We start from the raw sequence: 24,452 nt of genomic DNA on the forward strand, positions 1-24,452 counted from the left end.
GTTTTTGCGGTGTTGCTCCTTTTTATAAAAGTATTACGGGGCGCACCCTGTGCAGGCCGCCGATTAGCCGCACGCTTACGATTACTCGGGCGACACCTTTTTGTAGTGTCGCCCTGTTTTTTTGCTCCATATTAGGACTTTACACGAACAAAGCCGCCTAATTTGCTAAAATAATACATATGATTTTAGAAGGACGCACCCTAGCCGCTCAAATCCGCCAGCCCTTACCCCAAAGGGCCGAAGTTGTGCGCCAAAAATTAGGCCGTCCGATATGTCTGCGCGCGATTGGCTCCACCGAAGATTACGGGGCGTATGTGTACCTGAAAAAAGAGGTCGCCGCCGCCCAAGAATTGGGTGTAGATACAAAAGTTTTTGAGGTGGATAACCAAACCCCGGCAGCAGAATTTTTAGCCTTGGTTAAAAATTTATCTGCCGATAAAAATGTAGATGCGATTTTAATTCCGCGTCCGCTTCCCGCGCATTTGGCCGCCACCCCTTACGCTGACTTATTGGCCCCGCAAAAAGATATTGACGGAATGTCCAACATCAACGCTGGCAATTTGTTTCTGTGCAAAACGTGGCCGGAAATTTTAGCCTTAAAGGGTTTTGCTCCGTGTACGGCTATGGCGGTTATCCGCTTGCTGGAATATCATCAAATTCCCTTGGCGGGGGCCGAAGCGGCTATCATTGGGCGTTCCAGTACCGTGGGCAGACCGCTGGCGCATTTGCTCACTTGCAAAAATGCAACCGTAAAAATTTGCCACACCAAAACCGATTTACCGCGCGCCCTAAAAGATGCTGATTTAGTCTGCTCCGCCGCGGGCAAACCCGGCCTGTTGCAGGCAGATTGGCTACGCCCCGGGGCGGTAGTCATTGACATTTCAACCAACTGGGCAGACGGCCGCTTGTGCGGAGATGCCAGCCCGGCGCAGTTGGAAGCGCGCGGGGTATCCTACTCGCCGGTTCCCGGCGGGGTCGGCCCGGTAACGCTTGCAGTTTTACTGGAAAACATTGTACTATCTGGGGAAAGGAAAATTTAAGGAGACTATATGAAAAAACTTTCTATTTGTCTGATTTTTGTTTTGTGTGCGGGCCTTATGGCGGCGTGCAACACCAACCAAAAAAAGAAGGAAAAATACAACCGTAAAATTTATTTGACGGAAGAAGATTATATGGAAGATTTATCCCAGGAAGCGGGCAAGGAACGCCGCGAAACCGCCCCGAACATTGAGTCCGAATATATCTTTAATGTCGGGCCGGAGCAAGATAAAACCATTTATTTCTTTGACGACCGCCAACAGCCCAAGGTTCCGGGCCAACCCAGCGCGGCGGACTACAAAAAGGAAAAACGCTTGTGGAACAAACCCAAACGCTACACGCCCGAAGAGTATTACGGTATGCAAGGCTCAGCGGAAACCTCCACCGAGGACACGAGCAACTCCTACGGCTACGATTATTAAAATTAGGCTTATGCAAAAACCGCCCCGTTTTTTCGGGGCGGTTTTTTAGGCAGAAAAAGGCCGACCGCCTGCTTAGATTTTACAGCGTATTATTTGTTTCAAACAGCCCAATGCAATCGGTAAAAATGCCGTCTGCGCCCGCCTCCGCCAAACGGGTGGCAAGCAGTGGGTCGTTTACCGTATATAAGTAAACTTTCAGGCCGTTTTCGTGGCACGCGTGGGCAACTTGCGGGGTAAAGCGCGTATAATTCATATGCACGCTTTCCGCCCCCAGCGCAAGGGCCTTGGAAACGTCAAAAAACCGCGTCAACAGGCCGATACGCGCGTTTTTATCCAATTTGCGCAACCGTACAAGGGTGTCATAATCAAAACTGGAAAACAGCGTTTTTGGCAAAATATCCGGGGCCGCTTGGTGCAGACACGATAGTACAGCGGTTTCCAACCCGGGGTAGCGGTTATTATCGTTTTTAAGTTCAATGTTTAGGCACGAGAGTTGAGGGCGCACCACAGGCAAAACCTCTTGCAACTGCGGTACAAAAACACTTTCTTTGGTTAGCCGGTTTATCAGCGGATATTTTTTAAGGTCTGCCACGTCCAATGCTCCCAACAAGGCATCCTTTCCCGCGGTGGAAAGTAAAGAATAATCGTGGTGGACGAGCAAAGCGCCGTCTTTGGACAAATGCACATCCAACTCATAGCGGGTGGCGCCGAGTTCCCGCGCACGGGAAAAAGCGGATAAAGTATTTTGAACGCGCTCTTGCGACGCGCCGCGATGCGCAAAATAAATCATACTTGTAGTGTAAAAAATACGGGGATTTTATGCAAGAGAGATTAAAAAAGCCCCTCCGTTTTTAGCGGAGGGGGTAAAAATTACACTTAATTTTTAATTATTGGCTACGCAAGTAAGCACTTTGCCTGTGCCGGAGGCATTGTTACAAGATTTTCCACAGGCCCCGCCAGAATAATTATAAGTTCCGTTGGAACATCCATTATGAGACATAGAAATCAAACATTTATAAGAACAAGAAGAATCTCCTGTCTTACAATTGTTATCACAAATTGATTGATAATCAGAACCATAACAATCAGGCATAGAACCCCCAGAATACCGATACATTTTTCCCCCTATCAAAGTTCCATTTTTCCACCACAAATACCGCGCAGCCGCCGTGTCAGCTTTAGGAGACAGTTCCAAATATCCCCCTTTATAAAACTCAAAAGAATTGATACGTATACCAGTACAGGCTGTACAACACCCTTGCGAGGCATTAAAATCCCACCCATGATAGCAATGATTTGGGTTGGCCCCAGCCGTACCGCACTTTTTTCTTCCGTCGAAATCACCAGGACAATAGTGGCAATTTACCAACACTCCGACATTAATTACTTCTGGTTTAAACGTACCTAAACAAACCCCGTTTTGGAGAACCATCTTGCTGGGACAAGTACACTCACAGGAAGAACTATCCCAAGAACCTTTGCTATTCACGCAAGCAGACTCGCCGGAATTGTCGCACCCGGCCGTTTTGCTTTTAAGCAAAAATGAGGTATAGGTTTTGCCATTTTCCTTTTTACTGCCCGCCGAATCATAGTCGTTTTGATAGCGGTTATCCCACCACAGTTCCTGCCCCAAGTTCGCCGCGTTTTGCGCGCTCTTATTAATCTTGGCGGTGCCGGAAATCTCCATATTGTCCGCTTTTCCACCCATTACGGATATGTCGTTCCCGTAAATGGCGTTTGTTACGTTACTCTTATGGAAATTCGTATCTTTAAATCGCCATAATGCGCCCTGCCGTTACCGTCCCGCCGTTTTCAATGCTCAGGTTTTCTCCTAAACGGTATTCGGGTGTATTGGTGCTACCCAACGTTGTTCCGTTTTGGATATCTATTTGTTTTAAATACGCACCCGCCCCTTTGATGATAATATCCCCTACGCCAGAGCGCGTATTACAAAAGTTAAGATACCCACTGCTACTATCCCCATCTTTCCCCACACGCGTAACGTGTGTAGGATCTGCCGCGTCCAAGCGGGCAAAGTTACCCACCGGGGCTGACATTGTGGTTACAAACTGCATCTGTTCCGCACTGACGGATGTAAATAACAGCATACAGGCGGAGATAAGTGTGATTTTTTTCATTTTTAACCCTCTTTTAAAGGCTTAAAACAGTCATTTATATGTATTTTTTTACGGAAGGCACATATGGAGTGTATCCGTTCTTCAATATCTAAATTTTAACAAAAAGAAAAAATAAACACAACCCTTGAACAGTAAACAGCAAAAACAACATTTTTTCCGTCACCCTGAATTTCCGCTCTTGCCAATCAGGCGGCACCCTGCGGGCGGCAGTTTAGCCTGTTCTCCATTTTAATAACAACAAAAAGCCCCAGCGAAAACCGGGGCGGTAAAAACAAAGAGTCAAACAGATGTTATTTGATTTCGGAAGTACAATGCGGGCAGCGGGTGGCTTCCAGCGGAATTTCCGAGCAGCAGAACGGACACTTTTTGGTGGCGGGAGCGGCAGCCGGTTCTTCCGTCTTTTTCAAATTATCCAATTTGTTAATCAGTTTAATCAGCAGGAAAATACAAAAGGCCACAATCAAGAAACTGATTACCGCGTTTAAAAAGTTACCCACATTAAGCGTGGTCGCCCCGGCGGCTTGGGCCGCAGACAAAGAGGCGTACGGAGCAGGCACTTGGGCACCGTCTTTAATGACGATAAACCAGTTGGAAAAATCTACCTTGCCCATTAAAAGCCCCAAAGGCGGCATCATCACATCAGCCACCATAGAGTTGACAATTTTGGTAAACGCGCCGCCAATGATGATACCGACAGCCATATCAATCACGTTGCCGCGCATTACGAATTTTTTAAATTCGCCTAGCATATTCTTAATCATTGTTTCTCCTTATTTTATTAGTTTCGCCGCTTTAAAAAGCGGTGTAAACAAATCGTTTTCTATCGGGTATTTTATTTCCTGCGGGGCTGTTTGGTCCACAAATTCCACAGGAGCCTGCTCCACCACGCACAAGGGACGCCGCTCGTCGGCCTCGCCCATCGTCAGCGCACAAGCCGCCGCCAAGGAATCAGCCATATTTACCAGTGTAACGTCTAACTTTTTACCAAAAATATCGGGCTTTCCGCGTAAATCTTTTACACCCTTAAACCCGCTGTATGATACGGCCGCGCCGATAACCCCCGCCCGCAAGGGCAAAATCATACTGTCTGTAATAATCACGCCCAAATGCTGCACGTTCCACGCTTTTTTTAATGCTGCGCGCAGTTCGTCCGCACAAGCATACAAATCACGCGGCAAAAGCAACAGTTTTCCGTCTGCGTTGGACTCATCAATTCCGGCATTAGTCATAATCATACCGCTCTTTATGGTCAGCCACGCAAGCGGCGTTTTTAGAGCCGCATCACTTTCCTGCCGGATTAATTTTTCTTTCTGTTCCCGGCTTTCGTACGGCACGGAAAGACCCTTCCACAAACAAACGAGTTTGGAGGAAACGGTCAGCACCGTTTTATCTGCCGCCGATGGAATATGATGCACAACAAAGGCGGGCAAATCCGCAGATTCTTTAAAAATATCGGTTTGTATGGGAGTAATCTTCATTCGTCAAACGGGGCCACAAAACTATAAAAAACTTCATTGGCTAAAAACAGCCCCTCTATGGTTAATTTTACCTTTTTTTCTGCCCGCTCCAAAAGGCCGTTTTGGATATGTTTTTCAATTTCTTTGCCAAAAAGTTGCTCTTGCAGAGGCGTCAGTTCTATGCCGTCCAGCAGCCGCAGACCCAGCATCAAATTTTCGCCTTCGTGTTCCTTGCCTTCCAATTTTTCACGATATACCACCGGGCTTTGGCCTGTGTTTATTCGGGCAATAAAATCGGTAATATTGTCCGTATTTTGGCTGCGCACTCCGCCTAAATAACTGGCGGCCCCGCTGCCTAGCCCCAAGTATTCGCAGTTGTGCCAATAAGAGGTGTTATGCTTGGCTTCCCGACCGGGCAAGGCAAAGTTGGAAATTTCGTAATGATGATATCCCGCTTCTTGTAAATAGACGTGTGTTTCTTCCAGCATACGGCGCATTAACATTTGGTCGCACACGATTCCTCGTTCAAAAAAGGGGGTGCCCTCTTCTATTTGCAAACCGTAAACGGATAAATGCTCCGGGCGCAAGGCAGTTAATTTTTTTAACCCGTCCAAAAAACTTTGCAATTTTTGCCCCGGCACACCGGCTATTAAATCTACGTTAATATTATCAAATCCGGCTTGGCGCGCGGCCCGATAAGCCGACAAAAAAGTTTGTACGGTATGCACGCGCCCCAAGGTTTTCAGTTCCGTGTCGTTAAAACATTGTAGCCCCATACTGATACGGCTAAACCCCGCACGCTTTAACACGGACAACTTTTCCGCGGTTAAACTTTCCGGGTTGGCCTCTATGGTGCTTTCTTCAAAATGGGAAACCGGGCCAAAGTGGCGGGCAATTAGGCCACACAAACCGTCCAACTGACCGGCAGAGAGCAAACTGGGTGTTCCCCCGCCGACATACAACGTAGTGTATTTTCGCGCGGGAGATACGGAGGCAGATTTATCCAAGGCTTCCAAATAAGCAGAAATTAAATTTTCCCGTCCGGCAAAGGAGGCAAAATCGCAATAATTGCATTTTTGTTTGCAGAACGGGATATGTATGTAAAGGCCAGTCGTCATTATTTTTTATTTTCGGCTTCGTGGTTTAAAAAGGCAAAAATAAACGGGTCCAAATCGCCGTCCATTACTGCGTTGATTTGGGAGGTTTCATACCCGCTGCGCAAGTCCTTCACCAACTGGTATGGCATAAACACATACGAACGGATTTGGTGGCCCCAAGCAATTTCGCCTTTTTGGCCGTAGCGTTTTTCGGCTTCTCCGCGTTTTTTATCCATTTCCATTTCGTAGAGTTTGGCTTTGAGCATTTTCATAGCCGTTTGGCGGTTTTGCAACTGGCTGCGCTCAATACGGCAGGAAACTACAATGCCGGTAGGAATATGCAAAAGGCGCACCGCAGACTCTACCTTGTTTACGTTTTGTCCGCCGTGGCCGCCCGCGCGGGAGGTTTCCAACTGGATATCCTTTTCCGGAATTTCAATATTAATATCCTCGTCAATATCCGGCAGGACATCACACGAAGCAAAAGAAGTATGGCGGCGGGCATTAGCGTCAAAGGGAGACACGCGCACCAAGCGGTGTACGCCGTTTTCCCCTTTTAAATAACCGTACGCAAAGGGGCCTTCCACCATAGCGGAAAGTGTTTTGATGCCGGCTTCGTCGCCGGGTTGCGCATCCAAAACGGAAAATTTAAAACCGTGCTGTTCCGCCCAGCGCGTGTACATACGCACCAGCATTTGCGCCCAATCGCACGATTCCGTACCACCTGCCCCGGCGTGAATTGTCAAAATGGCATTGAGTTTATCGTTCGGGTCAGACAGGCGGATTTCGCCCTCTTTTTTAGCCACCTGTTTTTCAGTTTCCTGCAACGAAACCGCCAAAGCGGCCAGTTCGTTTTGGTCCTGCATTTCTTTACACAGGTCAAACCAGGTTTTGCCGTCCTCCATTTTTTTATGGAGTGCGTAAAAGGTGTCAATAGAAGTTTTTAATAAATCAATTTGGCGGCTAACGTCCTTGGCCTTTTTGGTATCGTTCCAAAAGGCCGGGTCCGCCGACTGCGCCTGCAAGGCGGCCAGTTCCTGTTTTTTGCCGGGGATATCATCTATGGATTCTATCTTGTCCACCCGGGCGGAAAGATTGTCCAATATTTGTTCCACATCTTTAAATTCAATATTATTCATAAGCGAAAACCATTGTTGAAATCAGCAGCGTAAAGAACAGCGCCGCGCACAGCCAGGCAAACCAGTCGCCAAACTGCGTATAAAAGTTTTGTCTGTCCCCTACCGCAAGCGGTACGGAGGCCGTTAAAATTTCCTGCGTAAACAAACCCGACTGTTTTTCAATGCGTCCAAACGGGTCAATATAAGCCGAAAAACCCGTGTTGGCGGCGCGGAGCACCGGGCGGCCTGTTTCCACAGCGCGCAGCACATTTACGGCTAAATGCTGATACGGCGCGGCTGTTTTAAAAAACCAAGCATCATTTGTTATGTTCACAAAAAATTTTGCCCCTTGGCGGTTTTGGGATAGCCACAACTGCGGAAAAATGCTTTCGTAGCAAATCGTTTCCCCCACGGACACCCCGGCAACATCCAACGGCTTTTGTTCGTGCGGGCCAGGCGTAAACGTCCCCAGTTCCCCCAATACTTCCACATTGTTAAAAGCCGAACGGACAAGGTTTTCCAGCGGGATATATTCCCCAAACGGCACGAGTTTTATTTTGCGGTAATTCTGCCACTCTGCCGCATTGGGCGGGAGCAAATAAGCCCCCACATATTGATTTGTTTCGTGCTCTACATTAGAGCCGATAAACTGGTACGCGCCGGAGCGGGCGGCAATATCTTCAAACAAGCGGGTATATTTTTCCTCGGCCAGCGCACCGGGCACGGCACTTTCCGGCCAGACGGCGAGCATTAAATTTTTGCCTTCCAATTTTTTCCCCAACTGTTCCAGGGTATCGGTGATTTCAGCCTCGTATTCGGGACTCCATTTTTTGTACTGGTCTATATTGGGTTGAATAAGAGCGGTGTTTAAACTTAAAAGCGGCTGGCGCATTTCGCCAAGCGGTTTAGCGGGCAACACCTTATGTCCGTAACCATACACACAGGCAAACACCAAGGCCGCCGCCAACATATGGAGTACACCCTTTTTTACGCCAGGCTCGGCAAACGCCCACCCGATAGAGGCTCCCGCAAAGGACACCACAAAACTAACACCATATACGCCCGTAAAAGAAGCCATTTGCAGAATTTCCGGCGCGTTCCATTGGGTATAACCCAACATAATCCACGGAAAACCTAAAAAGTAAAAGGCCACCGTCTGATGTAGCCACTCCAAAGCCACTACCCCGCAAGCCACTAGTACCGGGAAAAAGCCCCCGGTGCGTTTTAAAAAGTAACAGGCTCCGCCCAAAATGCCAAATTGCACTGCCAAAAGGCCGCTTAACCCCAACCAAGCCGCCACCGATAACCCCTGAGAAAGTCCGCCCCCGTGCAAACAGGTGTAATAAATCCAATACAAAATCCCCGCGTTAAACAAAAGGGCCGTCAGCCAACCATAAAAAAAGGAGGACCAAAATCCCTTAATTTTAGCCACTCCCCAAATAAACGGTGCCAGAGCAAACCAAGCCAGAAAATGCTGAGATTTGTTGGGATAACTTTGGTACATCAGCCAAGCCGTACCCAACAAACAGGCGAGCAAAAACACGAACCGAGCCGCGCCACAGAACACCGTTTTAACACGCACCCAGGCGGAAGATTTCTCCGCCTGGGCGTCTTGTTGTGAAATAGTTTCCCTAAACTCCCGCATATCCCTTAAAACCGTATCTTACACACATTTTCCACACATACGGCTTGTGCATCCGGGCTGCACTCTCTCTCTGTGGAGGGGGCTCTGTCCGGACAGGCCTTAGCCACCAGATTGGATTGCATTTTATTAAAGTCCAAGGTGTACTCGGCGTTAATAGCCGTTACGCCCGAAGGCCCCACCAAACAGCCGCACGGGTCCTTATCTACAATAATACAATCCTCGTCGGTTTGGCAGCGGTACATCCGGCGCACCTGCGCCTTGACGGCGGCAGCGGCGGCTTCCCGGTGCTGTTCCTCAGCCTTAACGTCCATTTCCTTAGAATTAAGCGCCGGGACATTAACCTCTATGGGCATATCCTTGCTGTATAATAACGGTAAGAGTGCAAGCACGCCTACGGCACAGCAAAGCAAAAGCAATTCTTTTATCTTATATTTCATAAATTGGCTCCACAGCATTTTTTGTATTTTTTACCGCTTCCGCACGGGCACGGGTCGTTGCGCCCGATATGTTTGGGCGTTTGCTCCGTCTGATTGGCGGCGGCAGAAGCCTGCGCCTGTTGGGCCGGGGTCCGGCGGGGAGGCAGTTGCAAGCGGAAGATATAACTGACCATTAAGTCGCGCACGCGGTTTAACATAGCGGAATACAATTTATAGGATTCCTTTTGATATTCAATCAGCGGGTCCTTTTGGGCGTATCCGCGCAAACTAACGCTGTTTTGCAACTGGTCCAATTCGTACAGGTTTTGCTTCCAGGCATTATCAATAATTTGCAGTAAAAGCATCCTTTCAATTTCCGCAAAGTTAATGCCTTGTTCGGCAAAGTACAGCACGCGGGCGTGATACAAATCCTTCACCTGTGCCATAATTTCATCTACCAACTGGTCGTGCGATTTGCGCCCGACATTTTCGGCAGTAAAGTGGAATTCGCCGGGGAAGAAATTGCGCAAACCGACGTTTAACGCTTCAAAATCACAGCGCTGCGGGTGGGAATAATTGTAGTATTGTTCAACCAATTCATCTACAATTTCTTCCATCATCTGCATTGTTTTATCGGTCATATCCGCGCCGTCTAAAATAGCGTTTCTTAAACCGTAAATGGCGGTGCGCTGTTGGTTCATTACTTTATCGTAATCCAACAGTTGCTTGCGGATATCAAAGTTGCGGCCTTCCACCATACGCTGCGCCCCTTCAATTTGACGCGTCATCAGGCGCGATTCAATGGCTTCGCCCTCTTTCATACCCATTGTGCTGAGTACGGAAGCAATTTTGGTGGTGTTGGCGAATAAGCGCATCAATTCGTCATCAAGCGAAATATAAAAGCGGGAGCAGCCCGGGTCCCCCTGGCGGGCACAGCGGCCGCGTAACTGGTTATCAATGCGGCGCGATTCGTGGCGTTCACTGCCGATAACGTGCAAGCCGCCCAATGCCACCACTTCGTCTTGTTCCTGCTTACTGGCCGGGTTCCCGCCCAAAACAATATCCGTACCGCGGCCCGCCATATTGGTAGCAATCGTTACCGCCCCTTTGCGCCCTGCCTGGCTGATGATTTGGGCTTCCATTTCGTGATATTTGGCATTTAATACTTGGTGCGGAATCCCTTTGGCGCGGAGCATATGGCTCAACTTTTCGGATTTTTCAATAGAGCGCGTACCCACCAGCACCGGGGCGCCCTTCTTCCACAAATCTTCCACCTCGTCCACAATGGCATTAAACTTTTCGCGCTCCGTCAAATACACCAAATCGGGGTAGTCAATGCGTTTAGAAGGACGGTTCGGGCGGATTTCCACCACGTCCAACTTGTAAATCTGCCAGAACTCGTTGGCTTCCGTCATTGCGGTACCCGTCATACCGGAAAGTTTTTTGTAGAGTTTAAAGAAATTCTGGAACGTAATGGTAGCCAAGGTCTGGTTTTCTTCTTTAATTTGCAGGCCTTCTTTGGCTTCTACCGCTTGGTGCAAGCCATCGCTCCACCGGCGGCCCGGCATTAAGCGGCCCGTAAATTCATCTACAATAATAACCTCACCGTCTTTGACCACATAATCTACATCGCGTTCGTACAAGTGGTGCGCACGTAGGGCTTGGTTAATGTGGTGAACCCACTCGGACTCCACATCATTATACAGGTTGGACACATTTAAAAATTTTTCTGCTTTGGCGATACCCGTATCGGTCAACGTAGCGGTGTGGGCCTTTTCGTCAATAATAGCATCCACGCCCTCGTCCAAGTTAACACCCTCATACTTGGCTTTAACTTCGTCCTTTTCCGTAATCATACGGATTTTTAAGGACGGAATTAAGCGGTTGACGATATAATATTTATCGGTGCTTTGTTCGGACGGACCGGAAATGATAAGCGGGGTGCGGGCTTCGTCAATCAAAATGGAGTCCACCTCGTCCACAATACAATAGTTCAGCGGGCGCAGGACACGGTCCTCCCGGCTAATTACCATATTGTCACGCAGATAATCAAACCCCAATTCGTTATTGGTTACATAAGTAATGTCCTTGGCGTACATTTCGCGGCGGCTGGCATTATCCATATCGTGGTTGATATAGCCCACGGTAAGACCCAAAAATTCGTGAATAGGCCCCATCCATTGGCGGTCGCGGCGTGCCAAATAGTCGTTAACCGTTACCACGTGCACCCCTTTTCCGGTAAGCGCGTTTAAATAAGAGGGCAACACGGCTACCAAGGTTTTACCTTCCCCGGTGCCCATTTCGGCAATTTTGCCTTGGTGCAATACAATACCGCCCAACATTTGCACATCATACGGACGCAGGCCAATTACTCTTTGGGCAGCCAAGCGCACCACGGCAAAAGCCTCGGGCAACAGTTGGTCCAAAGTTTCGCCCTGGGCCAAGCGGTCCTTAAACTCTTGGGTTTTGGCTTTTAATTGTTCGTCGGTTAAATGTTCAAATTCAGCGGTGAATTTGTTAGCATCATCTACATAGTGTTGAATTTTTTTAAGGTCGCGTTCGCTTTTGGTTCCAAAAATTTTATCAATTACAGTTCTAATCATATTACAAGTTTCCTTTCTTTAAAAATAGTATAGCAAGACAACATTATCCCGCAAAAGAGCAGGTACGGAAACTGTTATTTGGCGACAGGCTTTTTATGGTTGGTTTTTACTTGCAGATTGGAGGCTTGTTCCGTCTGTAAAGAAGAGGTTTCTTCTGCCGAAACCGATAGTGCGGCCAGCCTTGTTTGCACGCGGACTTGCGCCTGCTGTATATACGCTTGGGCGGAAGCGGAAATTTGTTCGCCGGAGTCCTTTTTAAGCGATTTGATTTCGGCCTTTACCGCCTTAATTTTGGCCTTTAAAGCCGCAATTTTAGCCGAGCGGTCCGCGGGAGAAAGGGTTTTATCCTTTTTTACTTGGGACAACTGACGCTTATATTCTTTGGCCTGTTCCTCGCGCAGGTTGACCGTAACCGCCCACACGCGGGCCAACACATCCGACACTTGGCGGGTAAAATATTTATCCGTTGCGGCGGAATCTACCCCGTTTACAGCCGAGAGGAACAAAGTTTCCTCATATTGTTCGGAAAGCATATGCAAACGGATAGAATTATCAAAATTACGCGCTACGGAAATCAATTCAAAGCGGGCTTCCTCCGTATCGGGCGCCTGGTAAGAAACGGCCAGATTTTCCAACACGGCATTGTAATCTGCATTATTTTTGGCATTTTCCAATACAACAGGATTATATTGGGCAAAAATATCCAATACTTTTTCGCGGTTGTAGCCGTTGGCATCCTGCTGCGCATACAGCGCAGACGACATAGCAAGCGTGGCTAAAAGAAATAAACTGCGTCTCATTTTTCCCCCTAAAACAGTACTACTTGTATTTTGCTATATATAGGGCGCATAGTCAAGCCCTTTTCCGCCGAAAAAGAAAAAATAAACCCGGGACGGTTTTGGCCCCGGGTTGATATTAGTTTTTAAAGTTAGCGGGCTGCCGTACGGAAAAAATTTCCCTTTACGTTACGGGCCAACTGGACGCGACCCAAGGTTTTATCTGCCGCAACCGTTACATTTTTTGCATTGGGCTTAATGGCACCGTCTGCCGAGCCAAAAATATCCCCTTGTTTTACCACACCCAACTGCCCGTGGTTGTTAATTTGGACTTCCAACTTTAAATTACCGTCCAAATTAGCGGCTAATAAATCTTCTTCTCCCATAGTAAACGCAAGCGGGAACTTCGGGTTTACTACGCGCTTAATGGCTACGGGCACATCCGCCTCGTTCTTCACGATAATCGCGCAGGAATTATTATCCGCCTGCGCCATAGACGCCAAGCGCTCCGGCACGGTAACCGTACCCGAGATATTAAAACGCCCTTCGCTGACGGTTCGCGCCAGGCAGAAAGCGCAAGCAACCAAACTGGCGGCCGCAGCCGTAATAAAAATCTTTTTCATACTTATATTTTACCCTTTACTTTGCCTTTTGACAAGGGGTGTTTTCCCCGCCGGATAAGAAAAGGCCCTTATCAAAAGGGCCTTTTCTTATGTTCGGGCAAATTCAACTTATTGTTTAAAGAAACCCCACAGGTTAGCGTTATATACCCAACCTTTGCAAACGCCGTCTTTGGCCTTTTCGGGTTCATCGGACACTTGAATCCATTTGCCTTTTTTAGCCAAGTATTTAAAAGGATAACCTTTGGCTACCGTGCAAACGATATCGGCCGAGGCGGAGGGGTCCTTGCGGACGTTTAAATCCACCTTAGCGGACATACCGCCTTTCGGGCTTAACAAATCGGCTCTGATCCAACCGCTGTAACCTTCAAAATCCTTAATAAGAACCCAACTTTTATCTTCGTTGGTTTTTACCATAATGACAGGGGTGTATCTCCACGCGTGCCATTTCAAAGCGCATTTCGTACCCGCGCAGGTGCGGATGTTGGCTCTTTTAGCATTGATGCTGGCATACTTTTGGGCGAAAACAGGAGCGCTCACAAAAAGCACGAGCATAGCCAAAGCAATAATTTTTTTCATATTTCTTCTTTCTCCTATAAAGGGCGAACTAAAAAATCTCTACACAAAGAGTATAGCAATACTGCCCGAAACTTTGCAAGTTTTTTCTTACCGGGGCAGCCTCCAAAAAAGATATAATAAAGAAGATAAATAAACCTTTGGAGAATATTATGAAAGAACAAGTCCAACAAGTAATTGACGATATCCGCCCCATTTTGCAGGCCGACGGAGGCGATATCCAACTGATTAGTGTAGATGAAAAAACCGGTATTGTTACCGTAGGCTTACACGGCCGTTGCGGCAGTTGCCCGCACGCCCAAATGACGCTGCAAGCCGTTGTGGAACGCAAAATTAAAGAAATCGTCCCCGGAGTAACCGCGGTGGAACGCGTTTAATGCCGAAGATAGATTTGCATACACACTCCGATTTTTCGGACGGAACTTGTACCCCGGAAGAAGTGGTTCACGCTGCTTTAAAAGCCGGGGTTTCCGTTTATGCGCTGACCGACCACGACACAACCGACGGAGTGCTCCGCGCTCAAAAAGTGTGCGAAGAACACCGCATTTTCTTTACCGCCGGTGTGGAAATCAGCACCCGGGAACACGACCACTTGCATTTTACCGGCTATAATATTGACTTGGAAAATGCGGAATTTCAAGCCTTTTTGGCACAAAACCGCCAAAACCGCCGGGAACGTATCCGCAAAATCATCCAACAATTAATTACTGCCGGGGTGGACATTACGGAAGAAGAAGTTTTTTCCCGCGCCCCTAACACCGTTTCCCGCGCACACGTGGCCGATGCACTAAAAGCCAAGGGCATTGTTCCCAACCGACAAGAGGGCTTCCGCCGCTATTTAGTGCCCGGACAACCCGGCTATGTGCCGTCTGCCGGGGTAACTGCCATTGAGGCTATACAACACATCAAGCGCGCAGGAGGTATGCCTGTGATTGCTCATCCGGGTATTGTGTCTGAGCATTGGAACTTCCCGGCTTGGACCGAAGCCGGCTTGGAAGGCGTAGAGGTATTTTATCCGGCCCACACCTTTACAATGAAACAAGACCTGCTGGCTATTACCCGCAAATACGGCCTTTTGGCTACTGCCGGGTCCGATTACCACGGCCCGCGCGCCGGCCGCATTACCACCCCCGGTATGCAAATTCCGCAACCGCATTACGACAAACTGCTCCGCAGATTATTTAACCGTTAAACTATTATGAACTTACTCCCTAAATTGGTTACGCTTTGGCGCAACCACCCCGAAGAATTTACCCCCAAACGTATGTGCAAAGATATTACGTCCGGGCTGGTAGTGGCTTGCGTGGCCCTGCCTTTGTCTATTGCTTTGGCTATCGCCTCCGGCGTTACTCCCGAAAAGGGCCTTTTAACCGCTATTGTAGCCGGGTTTTTAATCTCCCTCCTGGGCGGCTCCCGCGTGCAAATCGGAGGGCCGACGGGCGCCTTTGTGGTTATTGTCTATGGTATCATCCAAGAGTTTGGGCTTTCCGGTCTTTTAACCGCTACTCTAATGGCGGGCATTTTTTTGATGTTAATGGGCCTTTTTAAATTCGGTGCGTTCATCAAATTTATTCCTTACCCCGTAACCACCGGGTTTACCAGCGGTATTGCCGTGGTGCTTTTTTCCACGCAAATTAATGATTTTTTGGGCCTTCATTTGACCGATATCCCCAGCGACTTTTTTGCCAAATGGAATCTGTATTTTCACCATTTATCCGCGGTGAATTGGGAAACCTTGGCTGTCGGCCTTTTAACCTTGGCTATTATCATTTTTTGGCCTAAAAAGTGGAAGGCGTTGCCCGGCTCTCTGGTAGCCCTTATCATTACTACTTTGGCGGTAAAGTTTGCACATTTAGACGTGGCGACGATTACCTCCACTTTCGGCTCGGTGGACAGCACCTTGGTTTGGCCCCATATGCCGGGCGAAATTACGCTGGCTACCATTAAAAAACTGCTGCCCGCCTCTTTGACGATTGCTTTTTTGGCCGGGATTGAAAGTTTGCTTTCTGCCGTTGTGGCGGATGGTATGATTGGCAAAAAGCACCGCTCCAATATGGAACTGATTGCCACGGGAGCCGCCAATGTGGCGGCGGCTTTATTCGGCGGCTTACCTGCCACGGGTGCGATTGCCCGAACGGCCACCAACATTGAAAACGGCGGGCGCACGCCTGTTGCCGGTATGGCGCACGCTATTTTCCTGCTGGTTATGATGCTTTGCTTAATGCAATATATCGGGCTGATTCCGATGACCTCTTTGGCCGCCATTTTGTTTATGGTGGCCTACCGTATGAGCGGTTGGCGGGCCTTCCGCGCTTTATTCAAGGCCCCGGCAAGCGATGTGGCCATTTTGCTCGTTACCTTCGGTTTGACCGTGGCGGCCGATTTGGTGGTAGCCATTGAGTTCGGCCTCGTTTTGGCGGCGGTACTTTTTATGAAGCGGATGAGCGACGTATATCAAATCAAGAATATGGATGATGATATTTTTGATGAAGTTCACCAAAAGGACGATATTGATACCAAAATTATTACGCACAACGTAAGCGTGTACGAAATCAACGGTCCGTTCTTCTTCGGGGCGGCAAATGTATTTGTAGATTCCTTAGAAAATCACAAAGAGTGCAAGGTGCTTATCTTGCGTATGCGTAGCGTACCCGCGATGGATGCCACCGGTTTTCACGCGTTGGAAAGTATCTTTAACAGTTGCCAAAAAGATGGCGTGCAACTGATTCTCTCGCACGTCCAAAAACCTGTGTTAAAAACCTTGGAGAAATACGGGTTCATCAAACGATTAGGCAAAGACCATATTTGCAAAAATATTGATATTTCCCTAATGCGTGCCGAGTCTATTGTCAGCGGACGCCAGCATTTCCTGGAATAGCCCTGCGGGCGGCAGATTTTCCGCACTCTATTGAATAATTGAGCGACTCTGTTTGCAGGGTCGCTCTTTTCTTGCCCAAAGCACAACATCTTGCGGGCGGCAGATTTTCCGCACTCTACTGAATAATCGGGCGACTCTGTTTGCAGGGTCGCTCTTTTCTTGCCCAAAGAGCAACATCTTGCGGGCGGCAGGCTTTCCGCGCCCAGTTGATTAATTGGACAACACTCTTTTTAATGTTGCAAATTAACACAAAGGCAACGACAACAGTCGGATAAAAACCTTCCGGGATAACAACAAAAGGACAAGGGTGATAATTTAGTATAGATATAAAATTAAAAGCCCCGGGCACTAAAAATACCCGGGGCGTTGTTCTAAAATTTACCTTATTAGTTGGCAGGAGCCGCGTTATCCAAATTCGTAGGAGTGGCCCCTTTATCGCGTTTAAATACGCCTTTTACCTTCTTCCACAAGCGGCCGGCTTCGTATTTCACGCCCTTTACTAACGAGGAGTTGCTCATCATACCGGGTGTTAAAAGCAAACTGGCTCCTAACATCGTACCCGCATATAACAAATCCATCGGAACACCAGCACCGCTCATAGAAGCCAAGTACCCCGCCGGGATAGCCCCCAAACCGCCTACGGCCATTGTTAAAGCCAAAATAGAGGACAGTTCGCGGTTCTGTTTGGGGTAGCGGTTCATAATGTAGTCGTACATTTGAGTAAAGAAGTTACCCACGCCCAAACTGGCTACGGCCGCACCCGCAATCGTTTGCGTCACACTGTCGCCCGCGGTAGCCATCATACCTGTACCCAAGGCAGACAAGGAAGAGCAAAGGATGTACATGGTATCGGGGCTAATACGGCGGCTTACCACGTTACCGCCCAAGCGGCCTACGATAAACGGCAAGTAGAGCGAACAGGCAATCAGGAAGTTTGCAAATTCGCCTTGGCTGATAAGCGATTTCATAGAAGTAGCAAACGAACTGGAAATGACGAACTCGTGAATCGTAGCCAACGTCATTGCCGAGGCCAACGCCGCCACACCCGGGGCTTTTAACATTTTGCCCATATTACCAAGCGTGTTTTCCTGTACCGCCACAGAGTGTTTAACCTTGTGGACCAAGTCGTTCAGGCGGTCGGCCGGGACCTTATATTGTTCGGCTAATTGTTTTTCCAATCCGGCGAACAATTCCGCCTTAGCACCTTTATACAAATCGCTGGCTTTCTTGGAAGAATCCATTTTCACGTTGGCAAACACCCACGCATCTAACGAATCTTTAAATCCGCGTGCCACTTCGTCAATAACCAAGGACGGCACTTCTCCTTTTGCTTCGGCCAATACTTTGGCCCCCGCATCCAGCGTACCTTGCAACATTTTTTGGCTCTGTTCCAAGTTTTTGGCGGAATACGCATCGCGCAGTTTAGCACGCCAGACTTTCCAGGCCACCCAACCGCTGTAACCGGCATATATCGGGAAACTGATAGAATAGTCCAGACCCAAATCCACCCCGGTCGCCAGTTGGATACCGTGATTAATCAAATACGGAGAGGCCAAGAAAGCAAGCGTACCTACGTTTTTGTACACGAAACTTAAATTGTACAGTACGATATCTTTCAAACTGACCTCGGATTTTTTGGTAAAAAATTCCTTTACGCGTTCGCCCAGTTTTGCAAAACCTTGTTTTTCCGCAACGGACATTTCCGTTTCGGCGGTTTTTAAAGCATCCTTAGCCGCGTTCAAAATTACTTCCCCACGGTTGGCCCGGATAAGCAAGTTGGAAACCAACTGTTTCAAAATACTGGAACCGCTCATTAAGAATAAGGCGGTAATGAACAAACCTTTCTGTACCGGGCTTAATGCCATACCCTCTACAAATCCGTAGAATCCGCCAGCCGTAGCCAAGGCGCCGGCAGCAGTGGACATAGCCAAAGAAACAACCATTAAGTTCTTTTCGCCATATTTTTTAAGTACAGGGGTCAACAAAGAGGCCAACCCGGGCAATACATAGTTGATACCGAACATCATACCGTTGGCGGCACTTACGTCAATACCAAGCGCACCGTTTACCACCGGACCCATCGTTTTACCCAAACTGACGTTCGTCAAGGAAGCATCCCGCACGATTAAGTCCGCACGGTTTTGGGTAGGATGTACAGACACATTAAATTTGGTCGGGCTGTGGCGTAAAATTTCCACAAACTTGCCGATTTGGTTTTTAGGTAAGCGCACATAAAAGCGGGACAAGTGGTGAATTTTTCCATCCGCGCCTTGTAAAGCCAAGTTGCCTTCCGGCAACAACACAACTTTTTCGCCGTGGGCTACGCTTTTTTCCGGCAGAGTTACTTCCAAGGGCAAAAGAGCACCTGTGGCAGCATCAGTTACCTGTTGGGTAGCGGCTTGGTACACCACATCCGGGCGGTTTTCCAGTTTCAAACTAAATTTGGTCATCCCGGCGGCACGCACCAAATCAACCAAAGAACCCACCTGGTCCGCTTGTAAGCGCATATAGAAGTGCGCCATACGCAAGGGCGGCTGGGTTTGGTTGCGCAGTTCAGCCACATAGCCGTGTTTAAAATTAGGGGTTAAGGCAAAAGCCACGCGGTTGTAACCCTTTACGCGGAAGCGGTTGCTGATTTCCAAATTGACGGGCAAAATGCGTTCAATGCCGTTTTCGTCCACGCGGGTTAATTTAAAGCCTTTTTCCGACACCGGGACCGGGCCTTCTTCGCCGGCTCCCATTAATTCATCAGCAGAGGCCGGGGCTTCGGGCGAGCGGAGATTGGAATAAACCTCGCTAATTTGCGTGGCATCGTGCAAGCCCGGCTCGTGATAAATGGGTTCCGGAGCCTTTTTGCTAAAACGGTTTTTGAGCCAAGCCGCACCTTTCTTAAAGAGTTTTCCAATAGCAAAAACGGGCACACCGCTGTACATTACACCAGAATTATCATTTTCGGAGCGTCCAAAAAATTCCACCGTGCTCTTCGTTTCAGCGGGTACCGCGGCGGTCTCGACTACGGCTTCGCCGGCGGTCGGTACAGCCGTGGGAGATAAGGCCAAATCCGCTCCCGGCAACTGCACTTTCGGCATTTCCACTTTGGGAGAAGCAGCAGGCTGCGCTTTCGTCGCCGGGGCAACAGGCTCGGCGGCCGGAGCGGTGCCTAATTCCAACCAATCGCGGGTGGCCTGGCGGGAAATATCAGCATTTAAAACGTTTTGCGGGCAGCCCAATTTCAAGAAGCGGGCCATATCGGAGGACGCAGGAGCGGCTTCACCGGTTACAGCGGTAATTTGAACGGGCAAACCTTTTTCTTGCGCCACAGCGGTTAAATTCTGCCAGAACGGACCTTTGGCCCCCGTAAGGGTGGCAAGTTCCTGTAACTGGATATAAGCGCCTTGACGCAACAAACCGCGGGCAGCAATTACTTCCGCGGTTTTTTCAAAGGGAGAGTTTACGGCTTGCTTATAAAAATTAATCAAGGCCGGGGCATCGGCTTTTGTGCCCACTAAGCCCAAAGCCGCCGCATCGGACAACGCGTGATGGCAATTTAAAACATCCTTATAATTAGTGTGTTGCTTATTGGAGGCAATCAATAAAACGGAGCGTTCGTCCCCTTTGGGAAGTTTGGCAAAGGAGGAGGACAATACTTCCAATTCCGTGCGGTAAAATTTAACGGCTTCGGCCTGCTGGGCCAAGTTGGCGTTACCGTGCAAGTAAAACGTAACAAACTGGGAGCGCAGAGCCGCCGCGCGAACCGTCGGAGAGGTTTGGGCAAAAATAGGACCGGGCAAACCATCAGTCAGTTCGCCAACAGCCAAAGCGTGAGGAGAGGTTAACGCCGCAAGTTTAGAGTGGATTAATTCGGAAGAAGCCTGCACAGAACCCGCATTAGGGGCCACCACCGTACCGGGAAGGAGATTGGGAACCATTTGGCCCACGCGCGCTCCGGCAGAATACCCCTGTGCATTGGACGGCAATTTTACTTTGGGAACAACGGCGACTCTTTTCACCACCTGGCCAACGGTCTGGCTTTGCTTGGCAAATCCTTTGCCGGCCTTAGCAGGCAAAGATTGCGCCAGCGATGGGGAAACGCTGCTAAATAGAATACAAAAACTGAGTACAAGCGACAGGGTTGTTTTCATAATAAGGTTCTCCTCTCCCTTAATTATTGGAAAAAGTTCGCAAAAAAAATAGGGCCAAAAGACCTAGAAGTCCTAGGTTTTTTAGCCCTATATAAAAATAGGCCCTGCCACTTGGGCAGGCATATTTCCGGGGGTATGGCTGATTGAATACGGGAAATTTTTAGGGAATTAGGGAAAGCGGACACGCCCCCCTCTTTTATTGCTAAAAATTGCAGGGGCGAGCACTGACACACAAATTGTTGGTCTTTGGCGCAGTACATCTAAAACTCCTTTTATCCGTCTCCACCTATATTTTAGTAAACTTTGCCAACTTGCACAACGGAACAAAAGACCCATTTTTTATATAAGTCTTTTGGATTATGTCTATTTGTCCAACTTGTCTTTTAAGGCGCTTGCCACACACGGCGGCACCAAGGAAGAAATATCCCCCCCGTAGCCGGCGGCTTCGCGCACCGCAGACGAACTTAAAAAAGCGTATTCGGGACGGGCCGGAAAGAAAACTGTTTCGGCCCCGGGGCAAAACAACTTATTATAATAAGCGTTTGTCAGTTCGTGTTCCATATCCGCCGCACCGCGTACCCCGCGCACCAAAATATGCAGATTGTTTTTTTTGAGGTAATCCGCCAATAATCCTTCCGCCTGTTCCACGCGGATTAACGGTTCGTCCTTAAAAGTTTCCTTTAACAAAGCCACCCGTTCCGCCGGACTAAACAACGGTTGTTTGTTTCCGTTGGGAATTACCAATACCACAAGCGCCCCGAACGCACGCGCCGCACGGCGCGCAATATCCGCGTGCCCCAGCGTAACGGGATCAAATGTGCCTGCATAAACGGCCGCAATAGTCATAAAAGGCTCCTTAACACTTCTATATAAGTTCTATATTATGGTATCATAATTTTATGATAAAAAATCCGTTTAGCGATCAAATTTATTTACAGCGCACACATCCGCATCATCCTGATTTGCGGGATGAATATTTCCGCGACCAGACAAAAATTATCCACTCTCTGCCGTTTCGCCGCCTGAAACATAAGACCCAAGTATTCTTTGCCCCAAACAATGACCACATTTGTACCCGTATAGAACATGTGCTCCACGTAGCGACCATAGCCGCTACCATTTGCCGGGGGCTTAACAAAAGCGGCAACTGGCAATTAAGCGAAGATATGGCTTATGCTATCGGCTTGGGCCACGATATCGGACACGCCCCTTTCGGGCACGAGGGCGAACGCGCCATAGATGCCTGTATCCGTCCCAAACGCTTTTTACACGAAATTAACAGTTACCGCGTGGTGGAACATTTAGCCAACTACGGGGAAGGCTTGAATTTAACGTTTGCGGTAAAGGACGGAATCATCTGCCATTGCGGCGAAGATTTTACCAACAACCAACTCCGCCCCGCTGCGGTGCCGAACGATTTGGAAAAAATCACCGGGCGCGACCATATGCCATCCACTTATGAGGGGTGCATTGTTCGTCTGTCCGATAAAATCGCCTATTTAGGGCGGGATATTGAGGACGCCGTAAAGGCAGACCTCATCACCACCAACGATATTCCCAAAGATGTACGCGAAGAAATAGGAACGTCTAACGGGGAAATTATCAACACGCTGACCCTGGACCTAATTAACCACTCCAAGGATCAAGACTGCATTGGCTTTTCGGCTGATAAATTTGGGCTGATTTCGCAATTGCGCGAATTTAACTATACCCGCATTTACCACAACGAGCAAATGCGCCAGCGCAAGGAAACCATAGACAAATGTATCCGCGATTTGTTTGATTATTTCCGCACGATTTTTAAGCGCTACGACTTTGACTACGAGGCATACGAACAAGAAGGCAAAACCACCGCTAAGAATTTTGCCAAATATATGCGCTCTATGACAAACATATATAAAGAAAACCCCGCGCAAATTGATACAATTATCGCCGACTATATTGCCGGAATGACCGATTCATTTGCATTAAGCGTAATGGAGGACGTTATTTTGCCTAACTCCATTAAGTTTTTTAGTTAAGTATTTGCGAAATTTCATAAAAAGGAACACCCCCGGTGGGGGAACCGGAGGTGCAGGGGATAAAAAGTTTTTACAGGTAGGAAGCGTTTTCGTTAAAGAAAGCAACCACTTTATCCATACCCGGGACAGAAGCATTATCGCGCGCGGCTTGTGCAATCGTGCGGCCGCTGTTATCCTTGCTCATTTTTACCACTTCGGCGGCCTCAGTCTGCGCCACATCAGCCACAATTCCGCCGGCGGAAAGTTTGCTCTTAATATTCATAATGCTCTTGTACAAATCGGTATAGGGAATTTCCGCAAAAAACATATCCGCACGCCCGTAATTAATTTGCGTTTGTACCGGGAGTTCCCCAGCCTCATTGCGCTGGTTCATTAAAAGGTGCAAATGCTTTTGATATTCACGCGGATAAAAATGGCGGATACCATAAGCCAAAGCCAAAAAAGAGTCTTTGTTGCGGGCAACGTGGAATACGTTATTGCCGTTTTTGCCCGTTTTAAGCAGGAAATCGCCGCTCTTGGCGGATTTGATATAGGAAGCAATAGCCTTGGCATCTCCTTTTTGGGCTGCCGCAAAAACGGGCGTATTGCCGAAATCATCTTCTTTGTCCAAATCTACGGAACCTTGATGCCTTTGGGCGGCCGCTTGCACGGCGGCCTGCAATTTTTTGTTCAACTGCGGACGAGGCTGGGCTGCGGGAGCCGCATTAACCAGCGAAACCATCAAACAAGCCGCTAAAATAAAAAGAAAGTTTTTCATATTTTATCCCCTTATACATCCTTCTTATTTAAGTATCTATTTTTAAGTGGAAATTTACGAGGGTCTTTGGACCCATTTTTCAGGCATTTTGGACCTATCTTTTTTATAGGCCCCATAAAAATCCCCAGGCATATACCTGGGGATTTTGTATAGTCTAATCCAAAGAAAATTATTCCACAAAGCAAGTACTACCTTCTTGCAAATAAGCCCCTGACCCAGAAGTGCAACCTACCCCTCCTCCTCGGGAAAAGCCATATTTTTTACAAGCCGCCACATTATAGAGTCCACGGCAAAGTCTTTGTCCGTCTGCGATATTAAAAGTAATATTTTCCCCCGTAACAGGAGTGGCAAAAGAGGCACTGTTCCTTTCATAACCGGAATCCAAAAAATAAGTAAAATTCTTTCCCCTAAAAGAACGCCCAGTGGCCGGGAGCCCAGTAACATCAGTAAAAGAAACCGCTAAATCGTCAAAAGTGATTTGGTACAAAGGTTTACCTGTTTCTAAATTTGCAACTTTGCAAGCATCATTTATCGCTTTTAATGTCGTCCACGCTTCACTCAACCGCGATTTATTGACCGCTTTGGTATATTGCGGCAAAGCCACCGCCGACAAAATGCCAATGATAAGTACAACGACTAATAGTTCAATAAGGGTAAAGCCATTTCTTTTTTCTTTCATTTTATCTCCTTTGCAAGGCCTTTATATTTGAGCAAAACGGCCTTTTATACACATTTTTATACGGCAGAT

The 24,452-nt window shown here is 48.1% G+C and carries 23 protein-coding genes; 6 read left to right on the plus strand and 17 right to left on the minus strand.

Going from position 1 to position 24,452, the window contains the following annotated elements:
- Positions 1-179 precede the first annotated feature (179 nt).
- Positions 180-1,040 carry a bifunctional 5,10-methylenetetrahydrofolate dehydrogenase/5,10-methenyltetrahydrofolate cyclohydrolase gene (locus ACQY2K_RS03015; protein ID WP_428040700.1) on the plus strand — a complete coding sequence of 287 codons (861 nt, stop codon included), beginning with the start codon at positions 180-182 and terminating at the stop codon, positions 1,038-1,040.
- A 9-nt stretch (positions 1,041-1,049) separates the two neighbouring features.
- Complete coding sequence (locus ACQY2K_RS03020; protein WP_428040701.1) at positions 1,050-1,460, plus strand: hypothetical protein; 411 nt, start codon at positions 1,050-1,052, stop codon at positions 1,458-1,460.
- Between the two features lie 79 nt (positions 1,461-1,539).
- Here the strand turns inward: ACQY2K_RS03020 and ACQY2K_RS03025 are convergent, their stop codons facing one another.
- The 13 genes from ACQY2K_RS03025 to ACQY2K_RS03085 form a co-directional block, all read right to left on the minus strand.
- Positions 1,540-2,250 carry a glycerophosphodiester phosphodiesterase gene (locus tag ACQY2K_RS03025; protein ID WP_428040702.1) on the minus strand — a complete coding sequence of 237 codons (711 nt, stop codon included), beginning with the start codon at positions 2,248-2,250 and terminating at the stop codon, positions 1,540-1,542.
- Between the two features lie 93 nt (positions 2,251-2,343).
- A complete protein-coding gene (locus tag ACQY2K_RS03030; protein WP_428040703.1) occupies positions 2,344-3,168 on the minus strand; it encodes a hypothetical protein in 825 nt (274 codons plus the stop codon).
- A 61-nt stretch (positions 3,169-3,229) separates the two neighbouring features.
- Positions 3,230-3,598, minus strand: coding sequence for a hypothetical protein (locus ACQY2K_RS03035; protein WP_428040704.1), 369 nt, complete (start codon positions 3,596-3,598; stop codon positions 3,230-3,232).
- Between the two features lie 290 nt (positions 3,599-3,888).
- Entirely contained in the window at positions 3,889-4,347 is a 459-nt protein-coding gene (mscL, locus tag ACQY2K_RS03040; protein ID WP_428040716.1) for a large conductance mechanosensitive channel protein MscL, read from the minus strand.
- A 21-nt stretch (positions 4,348-4,368) separates the two neighbouring features.
- Positions 4,369-5,076 carry a coenzyme F420-0:L-glutamate ligase gene (locus ACQY2K_RS03045; RefSeq protein WP_428040705.1) on the minus strand — a complete coding sequence of 236 codons (708 nt, stop codon included), beginning with the start codon at positions 5,074-5,076 and terminating at the stop codon, positions 4,369-4,371.
- Positions 5,073-6,173 (minus strand): radical SAM family heme chaperone HemW, encoded by a 1,101-nt coding sequence (gene hemW, locus ACQY2K_RS03050; protein ID WP_428040706.1) that lies wholly within the window; start codon positions 6,171-6,173, stop codon positions 5,073-5,075. The genes ACQY2K_RS03045 and hemW overlap by 4 nt, the downstream gene beginning before the upstream one ends.
- Entirely contained in the window at positions 6,173-7,291 is a 1,119-nt protein-coding gene (gene prfB, locus ACQY2K_RS03055) for a peptide chain release factor 2 (RefSeq protein ID WP_177746482.1), read from the minus strand. The genes hemW and prfB overlap by 1 nt, the downstream gene beginning before the upstream one ends.
- On the minus strand, positions 7,284-8,915 hold the full coding sequence (gene lnt / locus ACQY2K_RS03060) for an apolipoprotein N-acyltransferase (RefSeq protein ID WP_428040707.1): 1,632 nt from the start codon (positions 8,913-8,915) through the stop codon (positions 7,284-7,286). Before lnt ends, prfB begins: the two co-directional genes overlap by 8 nt.
- A 5-nt stretch (positions 8,916-8,920) precedes the next feature.
- Entirely contained in the window at positions 8,921-9,352 is a 432-nt protein-coding gene (locus ACQY2K_RS03065; protein ID WP_428040708.1) for a hypothetical protein, read from the minus strand.
- The gene (gene secA / locus ACQY2K_RS03070) at positions 9,349-11,934 is read right to left on the minus strand and encodes a preprotein translocase subunit SecA (RefSeq protein WP_428040709.1); all 2,586 of its coding nucleotides are present in this window, start codon (positions 11,932-11,934) and stop codon (positions 9,349-9,351) included. The genes ACQY2K_RS03065 and secA overlap by 4 nt, the downstream gene beginning before the upstream one ends.
- A 74-nt stretch (positions 11,935-12,008) precedes the next feature.
- Positions 12,009-12,734 carry a hypothetical protein gene (locus tag ACQY2K_RS03075; protein ID WP_428039345.1) on the minus strand — a complete coding sequence of 242 codons (726 nt, stop codon included), beginning with the start codon at positions 12,732-12,734 and terminating at the stop codon, positions 12,009-12,011.
- Between the two features lie 128 nt (positions 12,735-12,862).
- On the minus strand, positions 12,863-13,333 hold the full coding sequence (locus ACQY2K_RS03080) for a hypothetical protein (protein WP_177746492.1): 471 nt from the start codon (positions 13,331-13,333) through the stop codon (positions 12,863-12,865).
- Positions 13,334-13,441: 108 nt separating this feature from the next.
- Positions 13,442-13,909, minus strand: coding sequence for an SH3 domain-containing protein (locus tag ACQY2K_RS03085; protein WP_177746494.1), 468 nt, complete (start codon positions 13,907-13,909; stop codon positions 13,442-13,444).
- Positions 13,910-14,058: 149 nt separating this feature from the next.
- Here ACQY2K_RS03085 and ACQY2K_RS03090 point away from each other — a divergent pair, with 149 nt between their 5' ends.
- The 3 genes from ACQY2K_RS03090 to ACQY2K_RS03100 are packed head-to-tail and all read left to right on the plus strand — an operon-like array spanning position 14,059 to position 16,784.
- Positions 14,059-14,283, plus strand: coding sequence for a NifU family protein (locus ACQY2K_RS03090; protein WP_177746496.1), 225 nt, complete (start codon positions 14,059-14,061; stop codon positions 14,281-14,283).
- The gene (locus ACQY2K_RS03095) at positions 14,283-15,098 is read left to right on the plus strand and encodes a PHP domain-containing protein (protein WP_428040710.1); all 816 of its coding nucleotides are present in this window, start codon (positions 14,283-14,285) and stop codon (positions 15,096-15,098) included. Before ACQY2K_RS03090 ends, ACQY2K_RS03095 begins: the two co-directional genes overlap by 1 nt.
- A gap of 6 nt (positions 15,099-15,104) precedes the next feature.
- Positions 15,105-16,784 carry a SulP family inorganic anion transporter gene (locus ACQY2K_RS03100; RefSeq protein ID WP_428040711.1) on the plus strand — a complete coding sequence of 560 codons (1,680 nt, stop codon included), beginning with the start codon at positions 15,105-15,107 and terminating at the stop codon, positions 16,782-16,784.
- Positions 16,785-17,170: 386 nt separating this feature from the next.
- Here ACQY2K_RS03100 and ACQY2K_RS03105 read toward each other — a convergent pair whose 3' ends face one another.
- The gene (locus tag ACQY2K_RS03105) at positions 17,171-20,926 is read right to left on the minus strand and encodes an MFS transporter (protein ID WP_428040712.1); all 3,756 of its coding nucleotides are present in this window, start codon (positions 20,924-20,926) and stop codon (positions 17,171-17,173) included.
- 363 nt (positions 20,927-21,289) lie between these two features.
- A complete protein-coding gene (gene coaD, locus ACQY2K_RS03110; protein ID WP_428040713.1) occupies positions 21,290-21,772 on the minus strand; it encodes a pantetheine-phosphate adenylyltransferase in 483 nt (160 codons plus the stop codon).
- 53 nt (positions 21,773-21,825) lie between these two features.
- Here coaD and ACQY2K_RS03115 point away from each other — a divergent pair, with 53 nt between their 5' ends.
- A complete protein-coding gene (locus ACQY2K_RS03115; protein ID WP_428040714.1) occupies positions 21,826-22,947 on the plus strand; it encodes a deoxyguanosinetriphosphate triphosphohydrolase family protein in 1,122 nt (373 codons plus the stop codon).
- Between the two features lie 70 nt (positions 22,948-23,017).
- Here ACQY2K_RS03115 and ACQY2K_RS03120 read toward each other — a convergent pair whose 3' ends face one another.
- Positions 23,018-23,704 carry a hypothetical protein gene (locus ACQY2K_RS03120; RefSeq protein WP_177746509.1) on the minus strand — a complete coding sequence of 229 codons (687 nt, stop codon included), beginning with the start codon at positions 23,702-23,704 and terminating at the stop codon, positions 23,018-23,020.
- 169 nt (positions 23,705-23,873) lie between these two features.
- Positions 23,874-24,383, minus strand: a complete 510-nt coding sequence (locus tag ACQY2K_RS03125) for a type IV pilin protein (RefSeq protein WP_428040715.1) — start codon at positions 24,381-24,383, stop codon at positions 23,874-23,876.
- Positions 24,384-24,452 lie beyond the last annotated feature (69 nt).

The organism is Candidatus Avelusimicrobium fimicolum (assembly GCF_021632165.1).
In the GTDB taxonomy this organism is placed as follows: Bacteria; Elusimicrobiota; Elusimicrobia; order Elusimicrobiales; family Elusimicrobiaceae; genus Avelusimicrobium; species Avelusimicrobium fimicola.